The 25,582-nt window shown below is 64.8% G+C and carries 25 protein-coding genes; 4 read left to right on the top strand and 21 right to left on the bottom strand.

Annotated elements, in window-relative coordinates:
* Nucleotides 1–136: 136 nt before the first annotated feature.
* The 4 genes from QX034_RS25025 to QX034_RS25010 all read right to left on the bottom strand — a co-directional run bounded on the left by QX034_RS25025 (nucleotide 137) and on the right by QX034_RS25010 (nucleotide 4,700).
* Nucleotides 137–1,303, bottom strand: coding sequence for a DUF2778 domain-containing protein (locus tag QX034_RS25025; protein WP_315705977.1), 1,167 nt, complete (start codon nucleotides 1,301–1,303; stop codon nucleotides 137–139).
* Nucleotides 1,304–1,604: 301 nt separating this feature from the next.
* A complete protein-coding gene (locus QX034_RS25020; RefSeq protein WP_315728600.1) occupies nucleotides 1,605–3,122 on the bottom strand; it encodes a glycosyltransferase family 39 protein in 1,518 nt (505 codons plus the stop codon).
* Nucleotides 3,119–4,252, bottom strand: a complete 1,134-nt coding sequence (locus tag QX034_RS25015) for a glycosyltransferase family 2 protein (RefSeq protein ID WP_315705979.1) — start codon at nucleotides 4,250–4,252, stop codon at nucleotides 3,119–3,121. Before QX034_RS25015 ends, QX034_RS25020 begins: the two co-directional genes overlap by 4 nt.
* Nucleotides 4,253–4,508: 256 nt before the next feature.
* Nucleotides 4,509–4,700 carry a hypothetical protein gene (locus QX034_RS25010; RefSeq protein WP_315728598.1) on the bottom strand — a complete coding sequence of 64 codons (192 nt, stop codon included), beginning with the start codon at nucleotides 4,698–4,700 and terminating at the stop codon, nucleotides 4,509–4,511.
* 162 nt (nucleotides 4,701–4,862) lie between these two features.
* Between QX034_RS25010 and QX034_RS25005 the strand changes: the two genes are divergently transcribed.
* Nucleotides 4,863–5,687 (top strand): DUF72 domain-containing protein, encoded by an 825-nt coding sequence (locus QX034_RS25005; RefSeq protein WP_315728596.1) that lies wholly within the window; start codon nucleotides 4,863–4,865, stop codon nucleotides 5,685–5,687.
* Between the two features lie 11 nt (nucleotides 5,688–5,698).
* Nucleotides 5,699–6,160 (top strand): DUF488 domain-containing protein, encoded by a 462-nt coding sequence (locus QX034_RS25000; protein ID WP_315705982.1) that lies wholly within the window; start codon nucleotides 5,699–5,701, stop codon nucleotides 6,158–6,160.
* A gap of 9 nt (nucleotides 6,161–6,169) precedes the next feature.
* On the opposite strand, the gene QX034_RS24995 is transcribed toward QX034_RS25000, so the two are convergent.
* The 5 genes from QX034_RS24995 to QX034_RS24975 are packed head-to-tail and all read right to left on the bottom strand — an operon-like array spanning nucleotide 6,170 to nucleotide 11,086.
* Nucleotides 6,170–7,483, bottom strand: coding sequence for an adenylate/guanylate cyclase domain-containing protein (locus QX034_RS24995; protein ID WP_315728594.1), 1,314 nt, complete (start codon nucleotides 7,481–7,483; stop codon nucleotides 6,170–6,172).
* 42 nt (nucleotides 7,484–7,525) lie between these two features.
* Nucleotides 7,526–8,686 (bottom strand): ABC transporter permease, encoded by a 1,161-nt coding sequence (locus QX034_RS24990; protein WP_315705984.1) that lies wholly within the window; start codon nucleotides 8,684–8,686, stop codon nucleotides 7,526–7,528.
* Nucleotides 8,683–9,621 (bottom strand): ABC transporter ATP-binding protein, encoded by a 939-nt coding sequence (locus tag QX034_RS24985; RefSeq protein WP_315705985.1) that lies wholly within the window; start codon nucleotides 9,619–9,621, stop codon nucleotides 8,683–8,685. The genes QX034_RS24990 and QX034_RS24985 overlap by 4 nt, the downstream gene beginning before the upstream one ends.
* Nucleotides 9,618–10,397 carry an efflux RND transporter periplasmic adaptor subunit gene (locus QX034_RS24980; protein ID WP_315806186.1) on the bottom strand — a complete coding sequence of 260 codons (780 nt, stop codon included), beginning with the start codon at nucleotides 10,395–10,397 and terminating at the stop codon, nucleotides 9,618–9,620. The genes QX034_RS24985 and QX034_RS24980 overlap by 4 nt, the downstream gene beginning before the upstream one ends.
* Nucleotides 10,394–11,086, bottom strand: coding sequence for a TetR/AcrR family transcriptional regulator (locus QX034_RS24975; protein ID WP_315705987.1), 693 nt, complete (start codon nucleotides 11,084–11,086; stop codon nucleotides 10,394–10,396). Before QX034_RS24975 ends, QX034_RS24980 begins: the two co-directional genes overlap by 4 nt.
* A gap of 234 nt (nucleotides 11,087–11,320) precedes the next feature.
* Between QX034_RS24975 and QX034_RS24970 the strand changes: the two genes are divergently transcribed.
* A complete protein-coding gene (locus QX034_RS24970) occupies nucleotides 11,321–13,708 on the top strand; it encodes an HAD-IC family P-type ATPase (RefSeq protein ID WP_316195900.1) in 2,388 nt (795 codons plus the stop codon).
* Nucleotides 13,709–13,723: 15 nt separating this feature from the next.
* Here QX034_RS24970 and QX034_RS24965 read toward each other — a convergent pair whose 3' ends face one another.
* The 12 genes from QX034_RS24965 to QX034_RS24910 form a co-directional block, all read right to left on the bottom strand.
* Nucleotides 13,724–15,004 (bottom strand): alpha-glucosidase/alpha-galactosidase, encoded by a 1,281-nt coding sequence (locus tag QX034_RS24965; protein WP_315806188.1) that lies wholly within the window; start codon nucleotides 15,002–15,004, stop codon nucleotides 13,724–13,726.
* A gap of 107 nt (nucleotides 15,005–15,111) precedes the next feature.
* Complete coding sequence (adhP, locus tag QX034_RS24960; protein ID WP_315768662.1) at nucleotides 15,112–16,137, bottom strand: alcohol dehydrogenase AdhP; 1,026 nt, start codon at nucleotides 16,135–16,137, stop codon at nucleotides 15,112–15,114.
* 142 nt (nucleotides 16,138–16,279) lie between these two features.
* Nucleotides 16,280–16,693, bottom strand: a complete 414-nt coding sequence (locus tag QX034_RS24955) for a DUF2000 family protein (RefSeq protein WP_315768663.1) — start codon at nucleotides 16,691–16,693, stop codon at nucleotides 16,280–16,282.
* Nucleotides 16,694–16,842: 149 nt separating this feature from the next.
* A complete protein-coding gene (locus tag QX034_RS24950) occupies nucleotides 16,843–17,199 on the bottom strand; it encodes a DUF4189 domain-containing protein (protein WP_315706336.1) in 357 nt (118 codons plus the stop codon).
* A gap of 212 nt (nucleotides 17,200–17,411) precedes the next feature.
* On the bottom strand, nucleotides 17,412–19,016 hold the full coding sequence (locus QX034_RS24945; protein ID WP_315705991.1) for a molybdopterin-binding/glycosyltransferase family 2 protein: 1,605 nt from the start codon (nucleotides 19,014–19,016) through the stop codon (nucleotides 17,412–17,414).
* Nucleotides 19,013–19,714: an XdhC family protein gene (locus QX034_RS24940; RefSeq protein ID WP_315705992.1), complete on the bottom strand. Its 702-nt coding sequence runs from the start codon at nucleotides 19,712–19,714 to the stop codon at nucleotides 19,013–19,015. Before QX034_RS24940 ends, QX034_RS24945 begins: the two co-directional genes overlap by 4 nt.
* A 2-nt stretch (nucleotides 19,715–19,716) precedes the next feature.
* Nucleotides 19,717–20,040 carry an XdhC family protein gene (locus tag QX034_RS24935; protein WP_315705993.1) on the bottom strand — a complete coding sequence of 108 codons (324 nt, stop codon included), beginning with the start codon at nucleotides 20,038–20,040 and terminating at the stop codon, nucleotides 19,717–19,719.
* Nucleotides 20,041–20,058: 18 nt separating this feature from the next.
* Complete coding sequence (locus tag QX034_RS24930) at nucleotides 20,059–21,276, bottom strand: VWA domain-containing protein (RefSeq protein WP_315705994.1); 1,218 nt, start codon at nucleotides 21,274–21,276, stop codon at nucleotides 20,059–20,061.
* Nucleotides 21,277–21,368: 92 nt separating this feature from the next.
* Complete coding sequence (locus QX034_RS24925; RefSeq protein WP_315705995.1) at nucleotides 21,369–22,277, bottom strand: MoxR family ATPase; 909 nt, start codon at nucleotides 22,275–22,277, stop codon at nucleotides 21,369–21,371.
* A gap of 34 nt (nucleotides 22,278–22,311) precedes the next feature.
* Nucleotides 22,312–23,151, bottom strand: coding sequence for a xanthine dehydrogenase family protein subunit M (locus QX034_RS24920; protein WP_315705996.1), 840 nt, complete (start codon nucleotides 23,149–23,151; stop codon nucleotides 22,312–22,314).
* A 32-nt stretch (nucleotides 23,152–23,183) separates the two neighbouring features.
* A complete protein-coding gene (locus QX034_RS24915; RefSeq protein WP_315705997.1) occupies nucleotides 23,184–23,669 on the bottom strand; it encodes a (2Fe-2S)-binding protein in 486 nt (161 codons plus the stop codon).
* Between the two features lie 138 nt (nucleotides 23,670–23,807).
* The gene (locus QX034_RS24910) at nucleotides 23,808–24,254 is read right to left on the bottom strand and encodes a carbon monoxide dehydrogenase subunit G (RefSeq protein ID WP_315705998.1); all 447 of its coding nucleotides are present in this window, start codon (nucleotides 24,252–24,254) and stop codon (nucleotides 23,808–23,810) included.
* Nucleotides 24,255–24,430: 176 nt separating this feature from the next.
* Here QX034_RS24910 and pcaD point away from each other — a divergent pair, with 176 nt between their 5' ends.
* A complete protein-coding gene (gene pcaD, locus QX034_RS24905; protein ID WP_315741416.1) occupies nucleotides 24,431–25,213 on the top strand; it encodes a 3-oxoadipate enol-lactonase in 783 nt (260 codons plus the stop codon).
* Nucleotides 25,214–25,582 lie beyond the last annotated feature (369 nt).

Genomic DNA, 25,582 nt, shown 5'->3' with positions numbered 1-25,582 from the left:
AATGGCTCAACCGTCAACTTCGTCATTGCGAGCGAAGCGACGCAATCCAGAACTGTCGACGCGGACGGAGTCTGGATCGCTTCGTCGCGTTGCTCCTCGCAATGAGGTCGAACCCGCGCGATCTACGCGTCGCGCCTCACTGGATCCGTGCGACCACGGCGAGCTTGCGAATGCCCTTGTTCTTGTAGGCATCGAGGAAGGCGTAGTAGTCGCGGAACGACACGCAGCCGTTGGAATCGCCGTTCGGACCGAGCATGAACGTGTGCGCGAGCAGACCGTCGCGGCCGTGGATCGCCTCGCTGCCGCCGATCGGATTGAGGCGCAGCGCCGGCACGCCGTGGAACAGCGCCTCACGCGGCTTGAGCTCATAGATGTGCGGCGGGGTGACGCCGCGCATCCGGATGTTCTCCGAGCGCGGATTGTCGAGATTCTCGCCGAGACCGGAATGCGCCTCGAGCTTGGTGCCGTCAGGCAGATACACGGCCCTGGCCGAGATGTCGTAGACCGCCGTCGAGCGGTCATATGGCGCCTGGCCGCCCTTGGTCGGATCCTGGCTGATGCTCGCGGTGAAATTGGCGTCGGCCGAGGCGTAGGCCATCAGGCCGCCGTTCTGGTCAGGCTTGCCCCACAGCTTCTCCTGGATCGAATGACGCTCCCCGGTGATCGACAGCACCGCGGCCTTGGCACGCTCGGTCATCGCCCGCAGCGTGCCCATGCCGCCCTTGGGTTCGCTGCCATCAGCCGGCGATGGCGATGGCTGCGTCGGCTGTTTCGGATTGGCGAGCGCAAGCCGCATCGGCGGCCGCGGCTCCTTCTTGGGAGCTTCCGCGAGCTTTGCTGCCGTCTTGGGCGCATCGACCGGCTTGTCGCCGGCCTTCTCGGTGACGTCGGCCGCTTCCGCAAACTTGGGGAGCGGTGGCGCGCCATTGGCGGCGTTGGACGGCACGCCCTGCGGCACGGCGGCGGCAAAGCGTTCGCTGAACATCTGCGGCGTGATCGCGGGCGTGCTGGGCCCCTTGGCGATCATGGGCGTCGCGTCGGGCAGCGCTGCGAAGGCCTCGCTGACGGCGTCCGATGCATTGCGCGTGGCGATACGCGGCGCCATGCGCACGACGGGCTCGTCATAACCGTCCGTGCCGAGCGTCGGATAGGCATCGGCCGCGATGATCTTGGCATAGACCAGGACGCCGCACCCCACCACCAGGGAGACGATCGCCGCGCCGCCGAACAGTTTGTGAGACAAGGCCTTCAGGGAGGATTTCCTGCGGTTTCGTGCAGCCAACGCAGCTCGACTGTTACTCATTTACTGACGCCCGGAACGGAGACTTCGGTGACTCGAAACTCTCTGTCGATGCGTCGCGGTTCGCCTAACCGCTGTGCATCTCGCAGAGGCACGAAGCGTCATTAAGGCGACTTTTAGTTAAATGCGGATTAAGTTTTGGCAGATTAAAGGCGGGTTAACCATTTCGGCCTGTGTCGCCGACGAACGCGGCGGAAACAGGGCGCAAATGCGGCACGCGCCCGAGTCGAGGCGCCAAGCAGATCCGGCATGCGGCGGCGAGACGCTGCCGGGGTCCGTGCAACGAGGCAATCCCCACGCCGCCTCAGCGCTGCAATTCCGGCGCCGGGGAGCGGTCGATCACCTCTTGCTTCGGCTGGCTCACCGCATAGAGCGCGTAGGTCTCGATCACCAGCGGGCCGCGCTTGCGCGGGGCTTCCGCCACCTTCTCGATCTTGGCAAAGGTGAAGCTCGGATAGAAGCGAAGACCGATCTGCGCCTCGTCGACGAACAACAGCGTCCCCTGGAGCGCTGCCGGATCGGGCTCGGGAAAATTGACCCAGCGGATGCGCTCGATCGGCTGCAGTACGCAGGTGCCGCGCGGCAGGTAGAACGAGAGCCAGGCGGTGGTGCCGTAGTCCATCGCAAGCACGCAACGCGCGCCAACCCGGGCCCGCACCGCCTCGATTTCATCGGCCAGCGCACGCCAGCCGATGCCGACGCTGCGCACCGTGGAATCCCGAAGGTAGCCCGACAGCCATCCGGTGTCGGCCTGTACGACCAATGCTGCGAACATCACGATGCCGACAGGCGCGGCGAAGCGCCGGCAGAACTCTACCGTTCGCTGCGCACGCGGCTTCCATGGCACGCAATGCGCGGCGAATGCAGCCGCCACCGCAAAGGCCGGATAGATCGGCGCGAACCAGTTGGCCTCGACCCGCGCATGCAGCGAATGCCAGATGAAATAGGCGACGATCACCCAGACCATCGCGCTGACAAGCACCCGCGAACTCGCCTCGCCCACCTTGCGCGCCAGCAACGCATAGAGGCCCATGACGCCGAGAATGAAGATCAGCGGCGTCGCAAAGGCAAACTGGGTCGGGATCAGCTCGGCGATATAGCTGGGTCGGAAATCCTCGATCCTGGCGCGCCCGAGCTGCTTGATGAAGGACACCCATTGATGCTCGGCGTTCCAGATGATGACCGGGCTGAAGATCGCGAGCGCGACCAGCCCGCCGAGATAGGGCCAGGGCGAACGCAGCCAGTGCCGGAGCTTTGGCACGGCAACGAGCCAGATCAGGATCGCCACGCCGAAGAACATCGCGGTGTACTTTGCCGCGAGGGCGAGACCGGCCGCGACGCCGACGCCGAGCCACCACGCGCCGCGCTCCGTCTCCAGCACCTTGGCGCAGCAGAACAGCACGAAGCTCGACGCGACCAGCAGCGGAGCATCCGGCGTCACGATCATGGTGCCGACCGCGGCCATCAGGGTGACGTTGAGCAGCAGCGCGGCGCTGGCGGCCACCCGCACGCTGCCGAACAGGATCTCGGCCGTGCGATAGACCGCGTAGCTCATCGGCAATGCGAGCAGGATCGAGACGATGCGCACACCGAGCTCGGTGTCACCCGCGAGCATGGTGCCGAGCCGGATCACGAGCGCGACCAGCGGCGGATGATCGTAATAGCCGAAAGCAAGATGCTTCGACCACATCCAGTAATAAGCTTCGTCGAAGGTGATCGGCGTCATCGCGGCCGCGACCAGCCGCAGCACGACGAGCGCGACGATGGTCAGCCAGGTGTTGCGGACGAGCCGAGCGTCGTCGGCCGCGACGACAGGCGTCATCGCTTGCGCCAGACGAACAGTCCGGAGATCGCGTAGTTCCAGACCACGCCCATCAGCGCGCCGGCGGCACCCGCCAGCCACCAGATCGGCTCCTGGTCATAGACCGAGAAGGCGACGCCGACATTGGCAAGCAGGCCGACCGAGCAGACGAGGTAGAACGCGAGAAGGCCGCGCAGGATGGCAAAGCCCTTCAGCCGCTGGTCCCGATAGGTGAGGAAATTGTTGAGAATGAAGTTCGAGGTCATCGCGACCAGAGCGCCGATCGCCTGAGATTCGGCGAATGGCAGATCGAATACCTGAAGGCAGAGGAAGAGCGTGCCGAGATGCACGAACAGACCCGTACCCCCGACCATGGCGAACAACAGGAAGCGCAACGAGACCGCGTCGTTGGTCAGCTTGGCCAGCACGAGACCGAGGAAGTCGAGCGCGACCATCGAGTCGAGCTTGCTCTCGCCATGCAGGCGCGAGCCGAAGGTGTAGGGAATTTCCACCGTGCGAAGGCCGCCTTCGGCGCTGGCGATGATGTCGAGCAGGATCTTGAAGCCTTGCGTGGAGAGCTTCGGTGCGATCTGTTCGAAACGATCACGGCGGATCATGAAGAAGCCGCTCATCGGATCGGCGACCTCGACCTTGAGCAGCCGCCGCGCAATCTCGGTGGCAAAAGCGGAGGCCCCTGCCCGCTGCTTGTTGAAGCTCGCCGCACTTCCACCCTCGACATAACGGCTGCCGACCACCAGCTCGGCCGCACCGCTTTCGAGCAGCGACAGCATCTTCGGCAGCTGGGTCTCGTCGTGCTGCAAATCGGCATCGATCACCGCGGCATAGGGCGCGCTGGCGGCGAGAATGCCCTCGATGCAAGCGCCGGAAAGGCCACGACGGCCGATGCGGCGGATGCAGCGGACGCGGCTGTCGGCCTGAGACAGCCCACGCACCACCTGCCAGGTTCCGTCAGGCGAATTGTCATCGACGAACACGACCTCCCACGGCACGTCCTTGAAGGCCGCCTCCAGCCGCCTGTAGAGCGTCGTGACATTGTCGCGCTCGTTAAAGGTCGGAACAACGACCGTCACGATCGGAACGGCGACGGATTGCAGCGGCACGGGCGGGGCCGGTCGGATGGCTTCGTTCATGGCGGGGATGCGTATATCCGCCACATCCTGCCATGCCAAGGTCGGCGCCACCCTGGAGAGGCAAAAAGCGCAGGGTGTGACGGTTCAATCCCGTCCCCCAAAATGCCAACGACCACAAACAAAGGGCGCGCGTACATCCGGCGCAGCCGCTCTGTCGTGGTCGTCCCAATGAAGGAGCCGTACAAGGCTCAACGTCACCGTTATACCTTAAATGGGATCTCCCAGGCCTTTTGCAAGGACCCCTCCGAAGACCGGGCTAGTTCGGGACTTCCCGAACCACAGGCCCACGTACTGCAGGGGCCGTCGGTGCCGCCGGAACCGGCTGGGCCGGCGCCTCAACCTTGGCCGGCATGGACCGCGGTCCGACCGGGACATAATAGAAGGCAGCGGCCAGCACGATTGCCCCGACAATGAAGCCAAGAACGCTACCAATGGATTCGGATGTCATGCGAATGCTTCCCTGTCGCCCCCGCAGAATGAATATCATGGAACCTCGGCCGGCCGAAAGAGCACCGCCGCCACAGAGCCGAACTGGTCAAGGCTGCCGGTATTGATTACTCTCTGCATCCAATCCCCGCCCGCTCCTCCTCCGAACGACGGACCCCATTCCGTGAGCAAGACCCCCGCGCGCGCTGCAAAGCAAAAGAGTCACATCTATATCGGAATCGGCGGCTGGACCTTCGCGCCCTGGCGCGGCGTGTTCTATCCGGAGAAGCTGCCGCAGTCGAAGGAGCTGGAATACGCCGCCTCAAAGCTGACCTCGATCGAGATCAACGGCACCTATTACGGCTCGCAGAAACCGGAGAGTTTCCGCAAATGGGCGCGCGAGGTGCCCGACGGCTTCGTGTTCTCGCTCAAGGGCCCGCGCTTTGCGACCAACCGGCGCGTGCTGGCGGAGGCCGGCGACTCGGTCAAGCGATTCTACGACACCGGCGTGCTCGAACTCGGCGACCGCTTGGGCCCGGTGCTCTGGCAGTTCGCGCCGACCAAGAAGTTCGACGAAGCCGATTTCGGCAAGTTCCTGGAGCTCCTGCCGCGCGAGATCGACGGCCGCGCGCTGCGCCATGTCGTTGAAGTCAGGCACGACAGCTTCTGCGCACCCGGCTTCGTGGCGCTTCTGCGTGAGTTCGAAACCCCGGTGGTCTTTGCCGAACACGGCAAGTATCCGGCAATCGCCGACGTCACCGGCGATTTCGTCTATGCACGGCTGCAGAAGGGCAATGACGAGATCGCCACCTGCTACCCGCCGAAACAGCTCGACGCCTGGGCCGGGCGGCTCAAGACCTGGGCCGAGGGCGGCGAACCGGACGATCTGCCGCGCGTTGACAACGAGCCTGCCAAGAAGAGCCCGCGCGACGTGTTCGCCTATGTGATCCATGAGGGCAAGGTGCGCGCGCCTGCAGGGGCGATGGAGCTGATCGCGCGGCTGAGCTGAGGTTACGTCAGATGGCGAAAGCCAAGACATTGTTCACGATCGGCTACGAGCAGACGCCGGCCAAGGCGGTGCTCGACGAATTGCAGTCTGCCGGCGTGAAGCTCCTGGTCGATGTCCGCGCCATCGCCGCATCCCGCCGTCCCGGGTTGTCGAAGACCCAGCTTGCGGCCGGTCTCGACGAGCGCGGCATCGGTTACGTGCATCTGCGTGGGCTCGGCACGCCGAAGGAAGGCCGCGACGCTGCGCGCAGCGGCCATTACGATACATTACAGAAGGTCTATAGCGCGCATCTGAAGACGCCCCAGGCCAAGGAGCAGCTCGATGAATTATCCGCGCTCGTGAAGACTGCAGGCCCCATCTGCCTGCTCTGCTACGAGCGTGATCACACCCATTGCCACCGGCGCTGGATCGCGGAGATCATCGAGGAGCGCGACCACGTCAAGGTGGAGAACCTGGTCGCGCCGCAGGTGTGAGTGTGAACGCTAGCTCAGCTGCCAGACCTCGACGGCCCGGTCATAGCCGCGGATCGACACTTGCCCATGCGGCACGGCGCCATCGCCATCCGCGCCGATCGCGGCGCGGACCTCCGACGAGATCAAGAGCTGGGAATCGAATTCCTTGTTCAGCGTCTCCAGCCGCGAGGCGAAATTCACGGTATCGCCGATCACGGTGTATTCCTTGCGGCGCGGCGAGCCGATGCTGCCGGCGATCACCTCGCCGAGATGAATGCCGATGCCGATGCGCAGCGGCCAGTCCGAGCCGGCGTTGACCTGCTCCATTGCGGCCACCATCTCGCGCGCCGCCGCCACCGCGTGCTGTGCCGCATCCGGCGTCTCGAACGGCGCGCCGAACAGCGCCAGGAAGCCGTCGCCGAGGAACTTGTTCACGATGCCGCCGTGGCGCTCGAGGATTTCGACCAGCACCGCGAACGCACCGTCGAGACGGTCCACCACCTCCTGCGGCGTGCGCGACCGCGCGGCCGCGGTGAAGCTGCGGAAGTCGACGAACATCACGGCGACCTGCCGGATGTCTCTCGCTTCCGTGGTGCCCTCCTTCATCAGACGCTCGACGACCTGGGGCGAGACGTGCTGGCCGAACAGGTCGGTGAGTCGGTCGCGCGCCGTCGCTGCCAGGATGCTGGCCACGAACTGGCGCCTCAGCTGCAGGCCGACCGCGCCTGCGATCGTGCCGCAGAGCAGGATGATAAAGCTTCGCTCCGCATGGAAATAGATCTCTGGATTCTGGCTGACGTCGAGGACCGGCCGGTCGACGAGCGCGACGACCAGCAGCTCGGCAGCAGCGACGAATCCGGTGAAGCTCGACAGCCAGAAGTCGAGCCTCAGCGTCGACAGAATGATGAAGACGAAGTAGGTCAGCGGCATGCCGAAGGCGAGCGCCTTCTCCGGGCCGATGCTGTCGATCTGCATCACCAGCACCAATGTCGGCAACGAAGTCTCGATCACGGTGCCGATATAGCGCATGACGAGCGGAACGTCGCGGCCGCGCCCGATGTCCGCCAGGATCCGAGAATGGATCCAGGCCTCGAACAGAATGAAAAAGATCAGAATCGCATAGCTGTAGAGAGCCCTGGATCCGCCGTGCCAAATCCAAAGCATGATCTTCGGTTCGAAGATATCGACGAAGGCAGAGATCGCCAAAAACAGAGCTGCGGTGCCGATCAGCACCTTGACCCGAAGCAGTTCCGTGCTCAGGACTTGACGCGTAAAGGCTTGGCCGAATTCGGCCGACGCAGCAGCCCCAAGTGCTTCATTTCGGTCCGACCATGGTGCCAACATCGCGCGCCCCAAGCTCCTCGCCTGCCCCGGCCACATCCTGCCTCAATCGAGGGTGCGGCGGAAGCGCAGCACGGCGACCGTCATCGCAAACAGCATCAAGGCGAACAGGGCAATGGCGTCATATTGCAGGTTCTGCAGGGTCGAGCCCTTGAGCATGATCGCGCGGACGATGCGCAGGTAATGCGTGAGCGGCAGGCACTCGCCGACATATTGCGCCCATTGCGGCATGCCCAGGAACGGAAACATGAATCCGGACAGCAGGATGCTGGGCAGGAAGAACATCATCGACAGCTGCATCGCCTGCAGCTGGTTCTGCGCCAGGGTGGAGAACGTGTAGCCGATCGACAGATTGGCGCCGATGAACAGCGTCGACAGCAACGCCAGCAACGAAAGGCTGCCGAACACGGGCACGCCGAACAGCAGCACGCCGATGCCGATGATGATCGATGCCTGCAGGAATCCGACCAGCACATAAGGGATGATCTTGCCGAGCATCACTTCCACCGGCTTGATCGGCATCGACAACAGGCTCTCCATCGTGCCGCGCTCGATCTCGCGGGTCACCGACAGCGCGGTGAAGATCAGCATGGTCATGGTCAGGATGGTGCCGACCAGGCCGGGCACGATGTTGAGCCGCGATTCGGCGGCCGGATTGTAGCGGGCATGCGCCCGGATCTCGAACGGCAGCGAGACCGGATCACCGGTGTACAGGTCGTGCGCCAGAGCGGTCTGCACAATCATGCCGAGCGATGACAGCGCTGAGGAGGCAGCCACCGGATCGGTGGCATCCGCCGCGACCAGCAGCGCCGGACGGTCGCCGCGGCGGACTGCGCGCTCGAAGCCACGCGGAATCTCGACGCCGAACAGCACCTTGCCGGAGAGCAGCAGATCGTCGAATTCATTGACGTCGTGCACCTCGCGCGTGAAGCGGAAATAGGCCGTGTTCTCCAGCGCCTTCAGGATCGAGCGCCCGAGATCGCTGTCTTCCTGCAGCAGCACCGCGGCCGGCAGATGATGCGGCGTGGTGTTGATGGCATAGCCGAACAGCAGCAATTGCATCACCGGGATCATCACGATCATGGCGAACGAGACCCGGTCGCGGCGGAGCTGGATGAACTCCTTGACCAGCATCGCGTAGGTCCGGTGCAGGAAGCCGAAGCGCGGTTCGGCGGGGCTGCGTTCGTTGATGTCTATAGCGCTCATTGGAAATTGTCCTTCGAGCGGTTCATCAGATCGATGAAGACGTCCTCCAGCGAGGGCGCCGCCTGCTGCCAACGCAGGCCGGGCTTGTCACGCCACGGCGCGATCGAAGATTCCAGTGCGGCTCCATCGCGGCCGGACACGTGCAGGCTGGCGCCGAACGGCGCCACCATGTCGACACCGGGCTGCCCTGCCAGAGCGCTCGCCACCTCCTGCAGGCGATCGCCACCGACAGTGTAGGTGGTGAGCGCCGATTGCTTGATCACCTGCTCGACAGTGCCATGCGCCAGCAGATAGCCATAGGCGATATAAGCGATCTCGTGACAGCGCTCGGCCTCGTCCATGTAGTGGGTGGAGACCAGCACGGTCAGCCCCTCGGCCGCGAGCGCATGGATCTCGTTCCAGAAATCGCGCCGCGCCTTGGGATCGACGCCGGCGGTCGGCTCGTCGAGCAGCAGCAACTGCGGATTGGGCAGCGTGCAGGCGCCAAGCGCCAGCCGCTGCTTCCAGCCGCCCGACAGCTCGCCGGCGAGCTGTCCCTCCCGGCCCGACAGCCCAAGCCGCCTGACCATGTCGCGCGCAGCACCGCGCGGATCGCTCAGGCCATAGAGACGCGCCACGAATTCGAGATTCTCGCGCACCGACAGATCCTGATACAGGCTGAAGCGCTGAGTCATGTAGCCAACCCGCCGCTTGATGCGGTCGGCGTCGCGGCGGATATCGAACCCCAGACAGCGGCCCTCGCCACTATCGGGCGTCAACAGCCCGCATAACATTCGGATGGTCGTAGTCTTGCCGGAGCCGTTCGGACCGAGAAACCCGTAGATCGAGCCGCGCTTCACCCGCATCGACAGATCGTGCACGACCTCGCGGCCGCCGAACGATTTCGTCAGTCCATGAACGTCGATCGCGATCCCGTCGTCCGCCGCGCGCGTCATCGTCGATCGGCCACCGGCGTCTTGGCATTGAGATAGACGCTGACCGGCTGGCCGACGCGCAGCGCGTCGGGCCGCGAAGGCCGCGCCTGGATCAGATAGACGAGCTTGTTGCGCTCATCGAGGCTGTAGATCACTGGCGGGGTGTATTCGGCCGTGGTCGCGATGAAATAGATCCGCGCGGAGAGATCGGGCGCACAATTGTCGCAGGTGACGCGGACCTCATCGCCGATGGCGATCTTCGGCAGTTCCGTCTCGGAAACGTAAAAGCGCAGCTTCATGTTGCCGGGCGGCATGATCGAGAGGACCGGCCGCTGCGCCGCGACCATCTCACCCTCGCGGAAGTAGATCTGCTGCACGGTGCCGGCGACCGGGGCAAAGCCCCTGCGGCGGGCCAGCCGCGTCTGCGACGTGACCACACGGGCCTCGGCGACGCGCAACGCGGAGATCGCCGAATCAAGCGTAGCCTGCGTGCCTGCGCCGGTCTTGCTCAGTGCGGCCGCACGGTCATAGGTCTGCTGCGCATTGGCGAGCGTCGCCTTGTTCTGGTTGAGATCGGCCTGCTGCAGATCGTCGTCGACCGAATAGAGCAGATCGCCGACCTTGACCTCGTCGCCTTCGCGGACGTTGAGCTTGGTTACGCGCCCCGCCTCATCGGGGCTGACGAAGATCATATCGGCCTCGACCCAGCCCTGATAGCCGGGATCGCGCTTATCGTGACATCCGTTCAGCGTGAAAGCGGTGGCCAGAACGACGAAGCAATGCAAGAGGCTCGTCATGTTGCACTCCGTTCGCCAAAGATCAGGTCGAGATGCGTCCGCAGCATCGCTTCGGCATCGAGCGGCGCATGCCGCTCGAACAGGCTCTTCCACAGCACAGCAATCAGCACCGGCGCGATCATGATTTGCGGAAATTGCGCGAGCTTGGGCTCGCGGATCTCTCCCCGCTCGATCGCAAGCTCGATCAGGCCGCGCAGCGCGGCGAGTCCGCGAGATACCACCTCGCGATAGTAGAAATCGGCAATCGCCGGAAAGCGCGTGCCCTCGGCCACGATCAGCCGAACGATGTCGCCGCGGCGCGTAGTCGCGACCTCGTGGATGAACAGGCGCCCCAGTGTTTCGACCGCATCGCGCACCGATCCCGTGAATGACGGCGGTGCAGTCATGCGGCTGACGAACGGCACGATCGCGGTGCGGATCAATTCCTCAAACATCGATTCCTTGTCCTTGAAATGCAGATAGATCGTGCCCTTGGCGACGCCGGCCCGCTTGGCAATGTCGTCGAGCCGCGTCGCGGTGAAGCCGCGCGCGACGAACTCCTCCATCGCCGCCTCGACGATCGCCGCGCGGCGCTCGGCCGCGCGCTCCGCCCGGCTCGCGGACGCTTCGCCTGCCTTGTCCGCTGCGCGAACGACCTGCGATGCGGCCGGCCGGCCAGTAACCCTGCTTGCGACTTTTCGTGTTCTCATCACCATTCTTAAAATATGACTGACTGGTCAGTCAGTGTCAATACCATTGCGATCCGGCTACGGCGCTGGCCTCGGACGACCGGCGTCTGATGGAAGGATGCGCGCTACAAGCAACCATTTCACATCCGCGTGCGCCTTGATCAGGCTCATGCTGAGTTCCGTTCCGCCGAATATTCGCAGGGCACTGCGCAGCCCTAGGACTCATCATCGGGCAGTACTCATCCGGCAATCGCGATGGATGATTTCGAAATTCCCGCGGCTCCATTACCGGCGAACGCGCCGGCGCCCGCAACGGCCGATCAAGCATCGGTTTGGGATCGCGGCCTGACAGCCGCCGAAGCGGCCCGGCGCCTGCGGGAATTCGGCTCCAATGCGACGACGAGCACCGAGCGTCCGCTCTGGCACGTGCTGCTCGGCAAGTTTGTTGCGCCGGTCCCCTGCCTGCTGGAGGCGGCGATCCTGCTGCAACTCTCGCTCGGCGAATATTTCGAGGCAGGAATCATCGGCCTGCTGCTGGTGTTCAACGCCCTGCTTGGCACGTTCCAGGAAGGCCGCGCCAAGGCCACGCTGCAGGCCTTGAAGCAGCGGCTCGCGCTCAACGCCGCCGTCCTCCGCGACGGCATCTGGACCATCATTCCGGCGGCCGAACTCGTGCCCGGAGATATCATCAAGCTGACGCTCGGCGCCGTGGTGCCTGCCGATGTGCGGCTCGGTTCAGGCGCTGTGATGCTCGACCAATCAATGCTGACGGGCGAGTCGCTACCGATCGAGGTCGGTCCCGGCAGCGAGACCTTCGCCGGAGCCCTGATCCGGCGCGGCGAAGCGATGGCCGAGGTGCTCGCAACTGGTGCCCACACCCGGTTCGGACGGACAGCAGAGCTTATTCGGACGGCACATGTCACCAGTTCGCAGCAGAAGGCGGTGTTGCGCGTGGTGCTCGCGCTCGCGACCATCAATGGGACATTGGCGCTCGCGCTGATCGCCTATGCGATCTCCCGTCACCTGCCGATGACGGAAATCGTTCCGCTCGGCCTGATTGCTGTTCTTGCCTCCGTGCCGGTCGCGCTTCCGGCAGCCTTCACGCTCACCGCTGCCGTGGCGGCGCAGGCGCTCGGCCGACGCGGCGTGCTGCCGACGCGGCTCTCCGCGGTCGACGAGGCCGCCACCATGAACGTGCTGTGCGTCGACAAGACGGGCACTCTGACCCAAAACGAACTGCGCGTCGCAGCGACCGTCCCATTTGGAAACGCGAGCGCGCGGGATGTCCTGGTGTGGGCGCGTCTGTCGAGTTCCGACGGCGGGCTCGATCCGGTCGATGGCGCAGTGCGGATGGCGTCCGGGAATGGCCGATTGGACGGATTGCGGCGAGAAACATTCATTCCGTTCGATCCCGCCACCAAGATGGCGGAAGCGACCGTCATCACCGCAGATGACACGCGACGGCGCGTGGTGAAAGGCGCGTTCGCGGCTGTGCTGGCCATGTCGACTGCACCCAATGAGGCAAGGGCCGAAGCCTCAAGGCTGGAGGCCGAGGGTTATCGCGTACTCGGCGTCAGTGTGTCCGCCGCGGATTCGGATGTGATGCACATCGTCGGCTTGATCGCGCTGAGCGATCCTCCGCGGCCCGAAGCTGCCGATTGCCTCGCGAAATTGCAAGCAATGGGCGTGCGCGTCGTCATGGTGACCGGCGATGCCCCGGCCACGGCCTCGGCCGTGGCCAAAGCGATTGGACTGGACGGCAAGGTGTTTCCGCCCGGACCGATCCCCGAGAGGATCGACGCCACAGATTACGCGGTGTTCGCCGGCGTGCTGCCGGAAGACAAATTCGCTTTGGTCAAGGCGCTGCAGCGCTCGGGCTATTCCGTCGGCATGTGCGGTGACGGCGCCAACGATGCGCCGGCGCTGCGTCAGGCGCAGCTTGGCATTGCGGTCTCGACGTCGACCGACGTCGCGAAGTCCGCAGCCGGCCTCGTGCTCACCGAGCCCGGCCTCACCAGCATTCTCACCGCGGTGACGCAGGGACGCGTCGCATTCCAGCGTATCCTCACCTATGCGCTGCGCTCGATCGTGCACAAGGTCCGCCAGGTTTCCTATCTCGGCATCGGCTTCCTGACCGTCGGACATGCCATTCTGACACCGACGCTGATCGTGATCTCCATGATCACGGGCGATTTCCTGGCAATGTCGGCGGCGACCGACAACGTCCGGCCCTCGGCCGAGCCGAATGCGTGGCGCATCGGCGACCTGACGCTCGCCGGCGTGATCATGGGTATGGTCGATCTCGCATTCTGCGTCGGCGTGCTGCTGATCGGCAGGGATCTGCTACGCCTCGACCTCGAGACGCTGCGGACCATGACCCTGGTCAACCTGACCTTCAGCGGCCAATCGATCTATTACGTCGTGCGCGAACGCCGCCGCCTGTGGTCGTCGCGGCCAAGCCGGACCGTCGTCGTCTCCTCGATTACGGACATCCTGATCGTCACGGCGCTCGCCGCCACCGGATCGCTGATGGCTCCGCTGGCGCTGCCGATCATCGCCGGCCTGCTTGCGGTAGCCGTCGTGTTCGCCTTTCTGCTCGACGGCGCCAAAGCCGTGATCTTCCGGCAGCTGCGAATGGATTGATTTGTAGTGCGCGTCTCACGCACAAGGACGAATGTAGGGCCGGTTGATCTCCCACAATTCGTCCAGGAGCTGCCGCGCTGATGTCGCCGAGTTCACCACGGGGTCGATCAGGAGCGCCTGCAGCGCGATCTCCTTGGAGGCCTGCATCGCCGCTTGGACCGAAAGCTGCTGCACCTGGACCTGAACGGTCATGAGCTTCGCGACCGGCTCCGGCAGTGGCCCGAGCGAGACTGGATGAATGCCGATACGGTCGGCGACGACCGGCACTTCCACCGCCGCGTCCGCCGGCAGGTTAGGAATGACGCGATCGTTATAGACGACCCCGGATTCGATCAGCTGCTTGCGGTCATGCAGTACGGAGGAGATCACGGAGACGGCGCGCTCGCCCGACGGCTTCAGCCACCAATCCGGCATCTCCGTACGACCGGCCAGCACGTCCTCGATCAGCCGGTTCACCTTGGCGCGCTCGCCCTCGTCCCAATCGAAATTGTAACCGCCCTCCCCCGCCTCCCAGCCATAGGCGAAATATTCGCCGACATGGCCGTCACCACAGCCTAGCCAATAGCCGAAGCTGCGGAACAGCGCGCGGGTCAGCGGCGAAACCTCGGGATCGTGGCTTGCCTCCTTCTCGCGCAGGAGCGGATAGAGATCGGCCCCGGTCTCGCGATCGCGAATCTCTTTCAAGCATTGGAAGTGGTTGAGACCGGCGCCCCACACGTCCACCCGCGCTTCGGGCAAGCCGAGGATCGCGGCGACCTGGCTGCGTGCGATGAAGATGCCGTGGCAGAGGCCAATGTGCTTGATCCGGCTATGCTGCCCGAGCGCCAGGATGATGCGGCTCTCCGGATTCGAGAAGTTGATGAACAGCGCCTGCGGGCAGCGGCTTTCGATTTCGCGGACGAAGTCGAACACCACCGGCAGCGTGCGCAAGGTGAAGAACAATGCACCGGGCCCGCCATTCTCGCCGAGCGTATGGCGGATGCCGTATTTGCGCGGCACCTCGAAATCGTGCCGCCAGAGCCGGTTGCGGTCGATCGCGGTGGAATGGACGACGAAGCCCGCGCCATCCAGCGCAGCGCGCCAGTCCGTCGTCGCCTCGATCTTCAGTCCGGCGCCGGACTTGTCGTTCAAGAGCTTCGCCAGGCGCTCGGCGCGGCCGAGCCGCTCGGCGTTGCGACCGACCAGCACCAAGGTGCTGCCTGCGAGCTCATGCGTCGAGAACAGGTCCCGGAACATGCTGAGTCCGAAGGACGCGCTGCTCGCGCCGAGAAAGACGATTTTGGTAACCGCTGTCATGGCCGCATCGTGCCAGCCCGATCCACCGAGACGCTGATCCATATCAAAAGGCCGCGGCGCATTTCCATGACGCCGCGGCCTTCTTTAGAATGTGCGCCGATAGGCATTCAGGTGAAATCGAGCACGATGCGGCCGTCGATCTTGCCTGCCTTCATCTTGTCGAAGATGGTGTTGATCTCCGACAGCGGCGCCGTGGTGATCTCGGCCTTGACCTTGCCCTCTGCGGCGAAGGCGATGGCCTCGTCGAGATCTCGCCGCGTGCCGACGATCGAGCCGCGCACCGTAATGCGCTTCAGCACGACGTCGAAGATCGGTGTCGGAAACTCGCCCGGTGGCAGCCCGACCAGGCTGACCGTCCCCTTGCGACGGACCATGTGCAGCGCCTGGGCGAAGGCTGGCGTCGACACGGCCGTCACCAGTACGCCGTGGGCGCCGCCGCCGGTGATCTTGGCGACCCGGTCCACCGCGTCCTTGTCGAGCGCATTGACCGCGTGATTGGCGCCGGCTTCGCGCGCGAGCTTCAACTTGTCCTCGGTGATGTCGATCCCGATCACCTTCATCCCCATGGCCTTGGCATATTGGATGGCGACGTGGCCGAGGCCGCCGACGCCGAAGATGACCACCCACTCGCCCGGCCGGGTCTCGGTTTCCTTCAGGCCCTTGTAGGTCGTCACGCCCGCGCAGAGGATCGGGGCAATCGCAGCGAAGTCGACGTCAGCCGGCAGGCGTGCCGCGAAGGCCGCGGAGGCGATGACGTATTCAGCGAAACCGCCGTTGACGCTGTAGCCGGTGTTGTGCTGGTGCTCGCACAGGGTCTCCCAGCCTGTCTCGCAATATTCGCAGCGCAGACAGGCATCATGCAGCCACGCCACGCCGACGGCATCGCCGACCTTGAAATCGGTCACGCCAGGGCCGAGCGCCGCAACCAAACCGGCCGCCTCATGGCCCGGAATGAAAGGCGGTACCGGCTTGACCGGCCAGTCGCCCGAGGCGGCGTGCAGGTCGGTATGACAGACGCCGCAGGCCTTCAGCTTGACCAGGATCTCGCCAGGGCCCGGCACCGGGATCGGCACGTCCTCGATCACCAGCGGCTTGCCAAAGGCTTTGACGACGGCGGCCTTCATTGTCGACATGTGTCTGCTCCTCTCATTTCGAGGCGCAAACTAATAGAGGCCGGCAAGCTCGAGCTTGATCGGAGTCAATGGACGGCCGTCGCTTCGTCGCGGAGCATATGACAACTCCGTGACATCAACTGGCCGGCTTGTCGCGCCATCTTCAGTGGTGAAACTTCAAGCCGTCCACGACCTTGTCAACCACCTTGCGTTCTCCGCGGAAGGCCAGGCCGACCAGATTGAGGTCGGCGCGAGCGACCGCTTTCACCGCGGCGCGATTGGCCTCGTCATGGGTGGTCTTGAACATGTCTTCGCTATAGAGCGCGCATTTGACGTTGCGAGCCAAGGCCCGTTCGAGTGCCCGCGACAACGCCGCGCGATCGACTGCACCGTAGATCAAGATCGGCTGGCCGATCAGCGCATGGTATGGCGTGCCATCACCGTCCTCATAAGGCACACCGACACATTCGGGAAACGCAGCGGCAATGCCGCTCGCGAGAAAGGCTGCCACGTTCAGCTTCTGCCAGGCTTCAAGGTCGTTACGGATCACCAGCGCGATCTTGGTGTCGAACTGCATCGTTCCTCCGGCAAACGACGCCATTCTCGGGACGCCGATAAATTGACCGAAACCCGATCAATTCTACGCTGACAGCGCCAAGACGCTGTCGTCGTCGCAGGAGTCCGGGTTCGCCGCTGCCCGAACAATGAAAAGCCCTGTCTGCGAAATCAACCCTTGCCGTCGCAGACCCAGGCGCGGATCACGCATTCCTTGCCGCCATATTTGTAGCATTCACGCGTCGCATCGTTGAGCGAGGTCGATATCTTCGGCCGGACCGCATAGCCATGCGGACCGCAGGGATTGGTCAAATCGACCGCGAAGGCCGCACACGCCTTCTTCAGGATCACTGCCGTGCAGTCGCCCTTGCACTGCTTGAGCGCGGCCGCTTTTGCCGAAGGCTCGGACGGGTAATCATAGGCTTGGCCATAGGCGGCGCATTGGCCCATGGCGAACGCACCGGCTGCGTGCGCGACGCTGATGAAATGATCGGTCGCAAGGCGTGCGCCCGCCACCAGAACGGTCATACCAAACGCAAATAGCGCGAAGCGTCGCGCGGCGGTCGAAACGATCACCGAGATCCTCCCCCGAGGCCCAATGTGGCGAAATCTAGGGGAAAAGATGTTTCAACTTGGTGAATAGAAGGTTGAAAGATAGCGCCTGATGCAACGCCGGCCATCGACGGACAACCGCCGTTGCGAGCGAAGTGAAGAACCCTGCGTCATGATGGAAAGCCGTCTCACCCCCGCCGTGCGGCGTCCAGCGCCTGCGGCGTGTCGATGTCGAGGAAGGCGCCGTCTCCCTCGACCGGCACTTCGGCGACGGCCTCCGCATGCTTGGCGATCAGATGCCGCGCACCGACGTCGCCATCCAGCGTCATCAGCTCCTGGAAGAAACGCCGCGACCATAAGACCGGATTGCCGCGGCGGCCGTCGGCGACCGGCACCACGATCAAATTGCCGCGATCCGGCTCGAACGTGCCGATCAGCCGATCGAGCATATCGCTCGAGACCATCGGCATGTCGCCGAGGCAGACTACCGCGCCATCGGCGTTCTCGGACACGGCCGCGATGCCGGCCTTCACGGAACTCGCAAGCCCGCCAGCGAAATCGGGATTGCGCACGAACCGGACACGCAGATCTGCCAGCGCCTGCTCGACCAGGTCGGCCTGATGGCCGATGACGACGATCACCTCGCAAGCCTTGGAGGCCAGCGCCTGCTCGACCACGATCCGCACCAGCTTCTTGCCCTCGAGTTCGGCCAGGAGCTTGTTGGGCCCGCCCATCCGGGTCGAGCGGCCGGCGGCGAGCACGATGGCCGCAACCTTGCGTTCGCCCTCCGTTTCCGGCTTGGCGCGGGGCTGCGGCCTGGTGACGATCTCCATCAGAAGGCCGCCGACGCCCATCGCCATCAGCTCGGCGCGGGTCACCTTGATGCCGGCGAGCAGCCGCATCAGGACCCAATCGAAACCGTTCTCGACCGGCGAACGGGCACAGCCAGGCGCACCGAGCACCGGCACGCCGGCCGCGTTACCGATCAGCAGGAGATTGCCGGGATCGACCGGCATGCCGAAATGCTCGACCGTCCCCCCAATGCCGGTGATCGCAGCCGGGATCACGTCGCGCCGGTCGGCAATGGCCGAGGCCCCGAACACGATGACTAGCTCGGCGCCGAGCCCGAGCAGTTCCTGGATGGCGGCCGACAGCGGCGCGCCTTCATGCGGCACGCGGCGTTCGGCAATGATGGCGGCGCCTGCAGGCGCCAGCCGTTCGGCGGTGACGCGCAAGGTCTTGTCGATGACCTTCGAGGAGAGGCCGGGCAGGATGGTGGAGACCACGCCGACGCGCTTGATGACATAGGGCGCGATCCGGAGCGCGCCCTTGCCCGCCGCCGCGACAGCCGCGTCGCGCAAGCGTCCTTCGACCCCAAACGGGATCAGCTTGACGGTGCCGACCATCTCGCCTTCGACCACCGGCTTGAACGCCGGCAAGGTCGCGAAGGTGATGGCTTCGTCGACCGCGTTGATGCGGTCGACCGCATCGCGATCGATCACCAGCACGCCGGCCTGGGCCGCGAACAAATTGGCGCGGCCGGTGAAGGCGCGATCGACATGAATGCCCTCGCCCGCGACCGCCTTGGCGATGCCGGCGGCAGCTTCATCCTCGGAAACGTCGCCCGGCTCCAGCCTGACGACGACGATCTCCTTGACGCCTTCCCTGGTCAGGGCCTCCACCTCGGCCGGACCGATCGTGGTGCCCTTCTTCAGCACCAGTCTGCCCTGGCGCAGGGTGTGCACCGTCACCCCGCCGACTGCCTCCGCCGGACTGGCCGGGCCGAATTTCATGCCGCTTCTTCTTTTTCCTTGGGCGGCAGCCGCAGCGCCGCGGTGATCTGGGCCATGATCGAGACGGCGATCTCCGATGGCGATACGGCGCCGATGGCCAGTCCAATGGGCGCGTGAATGCGGGAGATGTCGGCCTCGCTGGCCCCCTGCGCACGGAGCCGCTCGGCGCGCTTGCCATGCGTCTTCCGCGAGCCCAGCGCACCGATATAGAAGCAGTCACGCGAGAAGGCGTGCAGCAGCGCCGGATCGTCGATCTTGGGATCGTGGGTCAGCGCGACGAACGCCGTGTAGTGATCGATGTTGAGCGGCGGCAGCGCCACGTCGGGCCATTCCGCGATCAGCGGCACGTCGGGGAAGCGCTCGGGGCTGGCAAACGCCGTGCGCGGGTCGACGACCGTCACGTCGTAACCGAGCGAGCGCGCGATCGGCGCCAGCGCCTGGCTGATATGGACGGCGCCGATGATCACGAGCCGCGCGGTCGGCGCGTAGACATTGAGAAACAACCTCTTGCCGCCAGTCTCGATCATCCCGCTCTTGCCCATCCGCAACTGCGCGGCGAGCTCGGCGCGTAGTGGATCGGCGACAATGTCCTTGGCTTTCACGAGCCGCTGCTCGCCGGTGGCGACATCGGTGACCAGGATCACCGGGCGCCGCGCGGCGCGCTCCGCGTTCAGCTCGGAGAGGGTTGCAAGCTTCATCGTTACCCGACCTTCTCGACGAACACTCGAATGGTACCACCGCAGGACAGTCCGACATTCCAGGCGGTCTCGTCGGCGACGCCGAACTCCAGCATCTTGGGCTGGCCGCTTTCGATCACGTCCATTGCTTCGGTCACGACCGCGCCCTCGACGCAGCCGCCGGACACCGACCCCAGGAACGTGCCGTCATCATTGATGACCAGGCTGGAGCCGGCCGGACGCGGCGCCGAGCCCCAGGTCTCGACCACGGTGGCGAGCGCCACGCCATGGCCGGCCTTCTGCCAGTCCTCGGCAGCCTTCAGAATATCCTCGTCGCGGTTGAGCATGATGCCTCCTTGCGGAATTCAGGCTGCGGGACGGATCGCGCTGCGGTGATGGGCGGACAGCGGGGACGATAGCGCCGAGATCAGCGTCCCGATCGAGGTCAAGTTATGCACGGGCCGGAATTCGTCAACGTGGGGCAGCATCAATTTGATGCCCTGCGCCTTGGCCTCGAAGCCTGAGTAGCGGAGCAGCGGGTTCAGCCAGATCAGGCGTCGGCAGGAGCGGTGCAGCCGGTCCATCTCGAAGGCGAGCTTGTCATCGGCCTCGCGCTCCAGCCCGTCGGAAATCAGCAGCACGATGGCGCCCTGCCCGAGCACCCGCCGCGCCCACAGCTTGTTGAACGTATGCAGCGAGGTCGCAATGCGGGTGCCGCCAGCCCAATCCTCGACCGAGGCCGAGCAGCTCGCGAGCGCCTCGTCCGGATCGCGCTGCCGCAGCGCGCGACTCACATTGGTCAGCCTTGTGCCGAACAGGAACACCGAGACGCGCTTGCGGGCGTCGGTGATGGCGTGCAGGAAATGCAGGAACAGGCGGGTATATTCGCTCATGGAGCCGGAAATATCGAGCAGCGCCACGATCGGCGCCGGCTTCTCGATCCGTCCCAACCGCTGGATGTTGATGATCTCGCCCTCGGTGCGCAGCGCCTCGCGCAAGGTCTTGCGCATGTCGATGCGCGCGCCCTTCGGATCCGGCTTGTGGCGGCGCGTCCTGAGCTCCGCCTGCGGCAGCCGCATCTTTTCGATCGCGCGCGTCACCTCGGCGATCTCGGCCGCGCTCATCTGCGCGAAATCCTTCTTCTGCAGCACCTCGCGGTCGGATACCGACAGCCGCAGGTCCTGCTCCAGCGTCTGCGGCTCCTCGTGCATCTGCGGCTGCGCCATCGCCTCCTGGACACGACGCGACGCCGGCTTCGGCTTCTTCTTGGCGTGATCCGGCAGCGGCACCGAATCCAGCATCGACTTCCACTCTTCGGCGGCGCGGAAGAACAGCTCAAAGGCCTGGGCGAAGATCAGCGCGTGCTCGTGGCGCTTGACGAAGATCGATTCCAGCGTGGTGAAGACGTCGGCGCGCTTGCCGATGTCGATCGCCTCCAGCGCCGTCATCGCATCGATCACCGCGCCCGGCCCGACCGGCAGGCCCGCGCCGCGCAAGGCCCGGGCAAAGCCCGCGATATTGTCGGCGATCGCGCCGGTGGGAGGGGCGAGATGGTTGATTGGCGTGGGCACAGCTCTATCCATTTCGTCGTTCCGGGGCGCGAGTGAAACGAGCGAACCCGGAACCTCGAGATTCCGGGTTCGATGCTGACGCATCGCCCCGGAATGACGGAGAACTAACTCTCGCTCGTCGCGTCCTTGATCACCTTTTGCAGCGCATCGCCCTGCATGCGCGCGATATCGTCCTGGTACTTCAACAGCGCCCCGATCGTGTCGCCGACCACCTCGGCCGTCAGCCCGCGGGCATCCAGCTCGGTCAGTGCGGTCGCCCAGTCGAGCGTCTCGGCCACCCCCGGTGACTTGTAGAAATCCTGGTTACGAAGCGCCTGCACGAAGCGCACGATCTGCTGCGACAGCCGCTGCGAGATGCCGGGCAGCCGCGTCTTGACGATCGCGAGCTCGCGCTCGGCCGAGGGATATTCGACCCAGTGATAGAGGCAGCGGCGCTTCAGCGCGTCGTGGATCTCGCGGGTGCGGTTCGAGGTGATGATCACGATGGGCGGATGCGGCGCCTTGACGGTGCCGAACTCCGGGATCGTGACCTGGAAGTCGGACAGTATCTCCAGGAGATACGCCTCGAACGCTTCGTCGGCGCGATCGAGCTCGTCGATCAGGAGCACCGGTGCGCCCGCCACATCAGGCTCCAGCGCCTGCAGCAATGGGCGCTTGATCAGATAGCGCTCGGCGAAAATGTCGGAAGAGAGCTGCTCGCGGTCGACATCGCCACCGGCTTCCGCCAGCCGGATCGCGATCATCTGCGCGGCGCTATTCCACTCATAGACGGCCGAGGCCACGTCGAGCCCCTCATAGCATTGCAGGCGAATCAGCTTGCGCCCGAGCGCGGCCGACAGGACCTTGGCGATCTCGGTCTTGCCGACCCCGGCCTCGCCCTCCAGAAACAGCGGCCGCCCCATGCGCAACGCCAGATAGGTCACCGTCGCCAGCGAGCGCTCGGCGAGATAGCCGCGCGAAGAGAGCAGCTCGAGCATCCCGTCGACAGATCCTGGCAATGCCGCTGCACTCATGCGCCCGCCCGCCTCTTGCTCGCTACAGCCGGTCTCACGAAGCCGGAGCCTCCGATTCTGCCGACGCTTTGGCCTCGGCATTGGCGGCTTCCACCGCACGCCGCGCCAACACGCCGATCAGATGCGCGCGATATTCGGCACTGCCATGGATGTCGCTGTTCAGGCCCTCATGCGACACCGGAATCCCTTCCAGCACCTTGGGCGAGAACCGCTTCTGCAAGGCTTCCTCGAACGCGGTGACCCGGAACACGCCATCGGCTCCGGCGCCGGTGACCGCCACCCGCACATCCGACGGACGCCGCGCCACGAACACGCCGACCAGCGCGTAGCGCGAGGCCTGATTGCGAAATTTCACATAGGCCGCCTTCTTCGGCAGCGGGAAGCTGACCTTGGTGATGATCTCGTCGCCCTCCAGCGCGGTCGTGAACAGGCCCTGGAAGTACTCTTCCGCCTTCAGCTTGCGCTTGTTGGTGACGATGGTGGCGCCGAGCGCGAGGCAGGCGGCGGGATAATCCGCCGTCGGATCGTTGTTGGCGAGCGAGCCGCCGATGGTGCCGCGGTGGCGCACGGCGGGATCGCCGATCAAGCCGGCGAGATGGGCCAGCGCCGGGATCGCCTCACCGACGGTCGGGGAATTGGCAACCTCGGCGTGACGGGCGGTGGCGCCGATCACCAGCGCGCGGCCTTTGATCTCGATCTCGTTGAGCCCCTCGATATGCGAGAGGTCGACCAGATGCGGCGGACTCGCCAGCCGCTGCTTCATCACGGGAAGCAGCGTGTGGCCGCCGGCGATCAGCTTGGCGTCTTCGTTCTTGACCAGAAGATTGGCCGCCTGCCGCACGGTGCCCGGACGGTGATATTTGAATTCGTACATGGGAAATGTCCTGACGCGCGAATGCGCGGGAATTATGCGAGATCGGATTTCGCCATGGCCTTGGCGCCGGCGGCGATCGATTGCACGATGTTCTGATAGCCGGTGCAGCGGCAGAGATTGCCTTCCAGCTCCTCCCGGATGGTTTCCTCGCTGAGATCGTGGCCCTTGCGATGCACCATGTCGACGGCGGTCATGATCATGCCGGGCGTGCAGAAACCGCATTGCAGGCCGTGATTTTCGCGGAATGCCTCCTGCATCGGATGCAGCGGCGCACCATCCGGCGCCAACCCCTCGATGGTCTTGACCTCATGGCCGTCGGCCATCACGGCGAGGGTCGTGCAGGACTTCACCGCCTTGCCGTCGAGATGCACGACGCAGGCGCCGCATTGCGACGTGTCGCAGCCGACATGGGTCCCGGTCAGGCGCAGATTCTCGCGCAGGAACTGCACGAGCAGCGTCCGCGGGTCGACATTCGCCGTGACGGGGTTACCGTTCACAATCAGGGAAATTTTGGCCATTCAGGACTCTCTATTATCGGCGCCACAGCATTGCACTGCAGCACAGCCCGGCAAAATCAGTCGAAAACCATCATATGGGCCGGATCGGCGGTGGGCAACCTCGCCGACCCCTCGCCCAACTGACGTGATTGGTCGAATTTATCCCTGCACGGCCTTGGCAAAATTGGCGAAAAACTCGTCGGCGAGTTTCTTCGCGGCGCCGTTGATCAGGCGCTGGCCGAGCTGGGCGAGCTTGCCGCCGATCTGCGCCTCGACGTTGTAGGAGAGCAGCGTACCGCCGTCCTTATCGGACAGCCCGACCGTGGCACCGCCCTTGGCGAAGCCGGCCACGCCGCCCTCTCCTTCGCCCGTGATCTTGTAGCCATTGGGCGGGTCGAGATCGCTCAACGTCACCTTGCCCTTGAAGCGCGCCGAGACCGGTCCGACCTTCATTTTGGCCGTGGCGCGGAAGCCGTTGTCCTCGGTCCTCTCCAATTCCTCGCAGCCGGGGATGCAAGCCTTGAGAACCTCGGGATCGTTGAGCTTGGCCCACACGGCCTCGCGCGGTGCCGGCAGTTGAACCTCGCCTGTCATCGTCATCGCCATGTGGAAGCTCCCCGGATGGTTTGGTTTAGGGTATTCACCTAATGCACGGCCGTCACAAAGGAAAGAGTGGCGGATGAACGCGGGCGATGCAGAATCGCCGATGCAGCGCGCTGAATTGGCTCCGAACGGGAGGGGCGAATTTGGGCGCCGGAACACCAGGACAAGGACCTTGCCTCATGCCGATGATCGATGCCGACGGTTGCCTCCTCAACGTCACGGTCGAGGGCCGCGACGGTGGGCCGACCCTGATGCTGTCGAACTCGCTCGGCTGTACCCTACAAATGTGGGAGCCACAGATGCGCGCCCTCACGCAGGTATTCCGCGTGATCCGCTATGACCGCCGCGGCCACGGCCGATCTAGCGTCCCGCCAGGCCCCTATTCGGTCGAGCGATTCGGCCGCGACGTGCTCGCGATCCTCGACGACCTCAACATCGAGAAGGTGCATTGGTGCGGGTTGTCGATGGGCGGCATGGTCGGGCAATGGCTCGGCGCCAACGCGCCGGAGCGGCTCGGCAAGATCGTGCTCGCCAACACCGCCTGCCATTATCCGGACCCGACCATCTGGGACACCCGCATCAAGGCCGTCAAGGAAGGCGGGCTGGCCGCGGTCGCCGACACCGTGATCGCGGGCTGGCTGACGGAGGAGTTCCGCGGCCGCAATCCCGAAATCGCCCAGCGGATGAAAGCGATGCTGCTGGCCACCCCGGTCGAGGGCTATCTTGCCTCCTGCGAGGCGCTGCGGACGCTCGACCTGCGCGAGGCGTTGCCGAAGATCAAGAGCCCGACGCTGGTGATTGCGGGCCGCTACGACCGCTCGACGCCGATCACGATGGCGGAAGCGATCCGCAGCCAGATCCCAGGTGCCAGCATGACCATCCTCGACGCGGCGCACATCTCGAACATCGAGGCGACGCTCGCCTTCAATGACGCGGTGCTGGGTTTCCTGACGCAACGCTGATCGATCTTTGCCGATCGATCTTCGTCGCGTCTGCCGCAGCCGCGCACAGCCAACGTGAAAGCCTCGCGGCTTCGCCGCCGATCATGGTGCCAGCGCGTGCCCTGACTCCATGCGATTTCGATTCGCCCCTCCAACCAGGGCTATCGCATATGGCGTCAAGCAGGCGCGGGGCCTCATGGTTCGAGACGCGCGGCTTTGCCGTGCCCTCACCATGAGGGTCTACGACTTCGCCGTGGAAAACGTCATCATCCTGAGGAGCCCGCCGCCGGCGGGCGTCTCGAAGGATGGCCGCAAAGAAGACTGCTCGAAGCTATTTCCAGCCATATGCGATAGCCCTGCCCCTCCAACGACGGCACGCCGGGCTTGATC

The sequence above is a fragment of the Bradyrhizobium sp. SZCCHNR3119 genome (genome assembly GCF_032487775.1).
Classification (GTDB): Bacteria; Pseudomonadota; Alphaproteobacteria; order Rhizobiales; family Xanthobacteraceae; genus Bradyrhizobium.
Note: the sequence above shows the minus strand (reverse complement) of the source record. Positions and strands in the feature narration are given on the sequence as shown.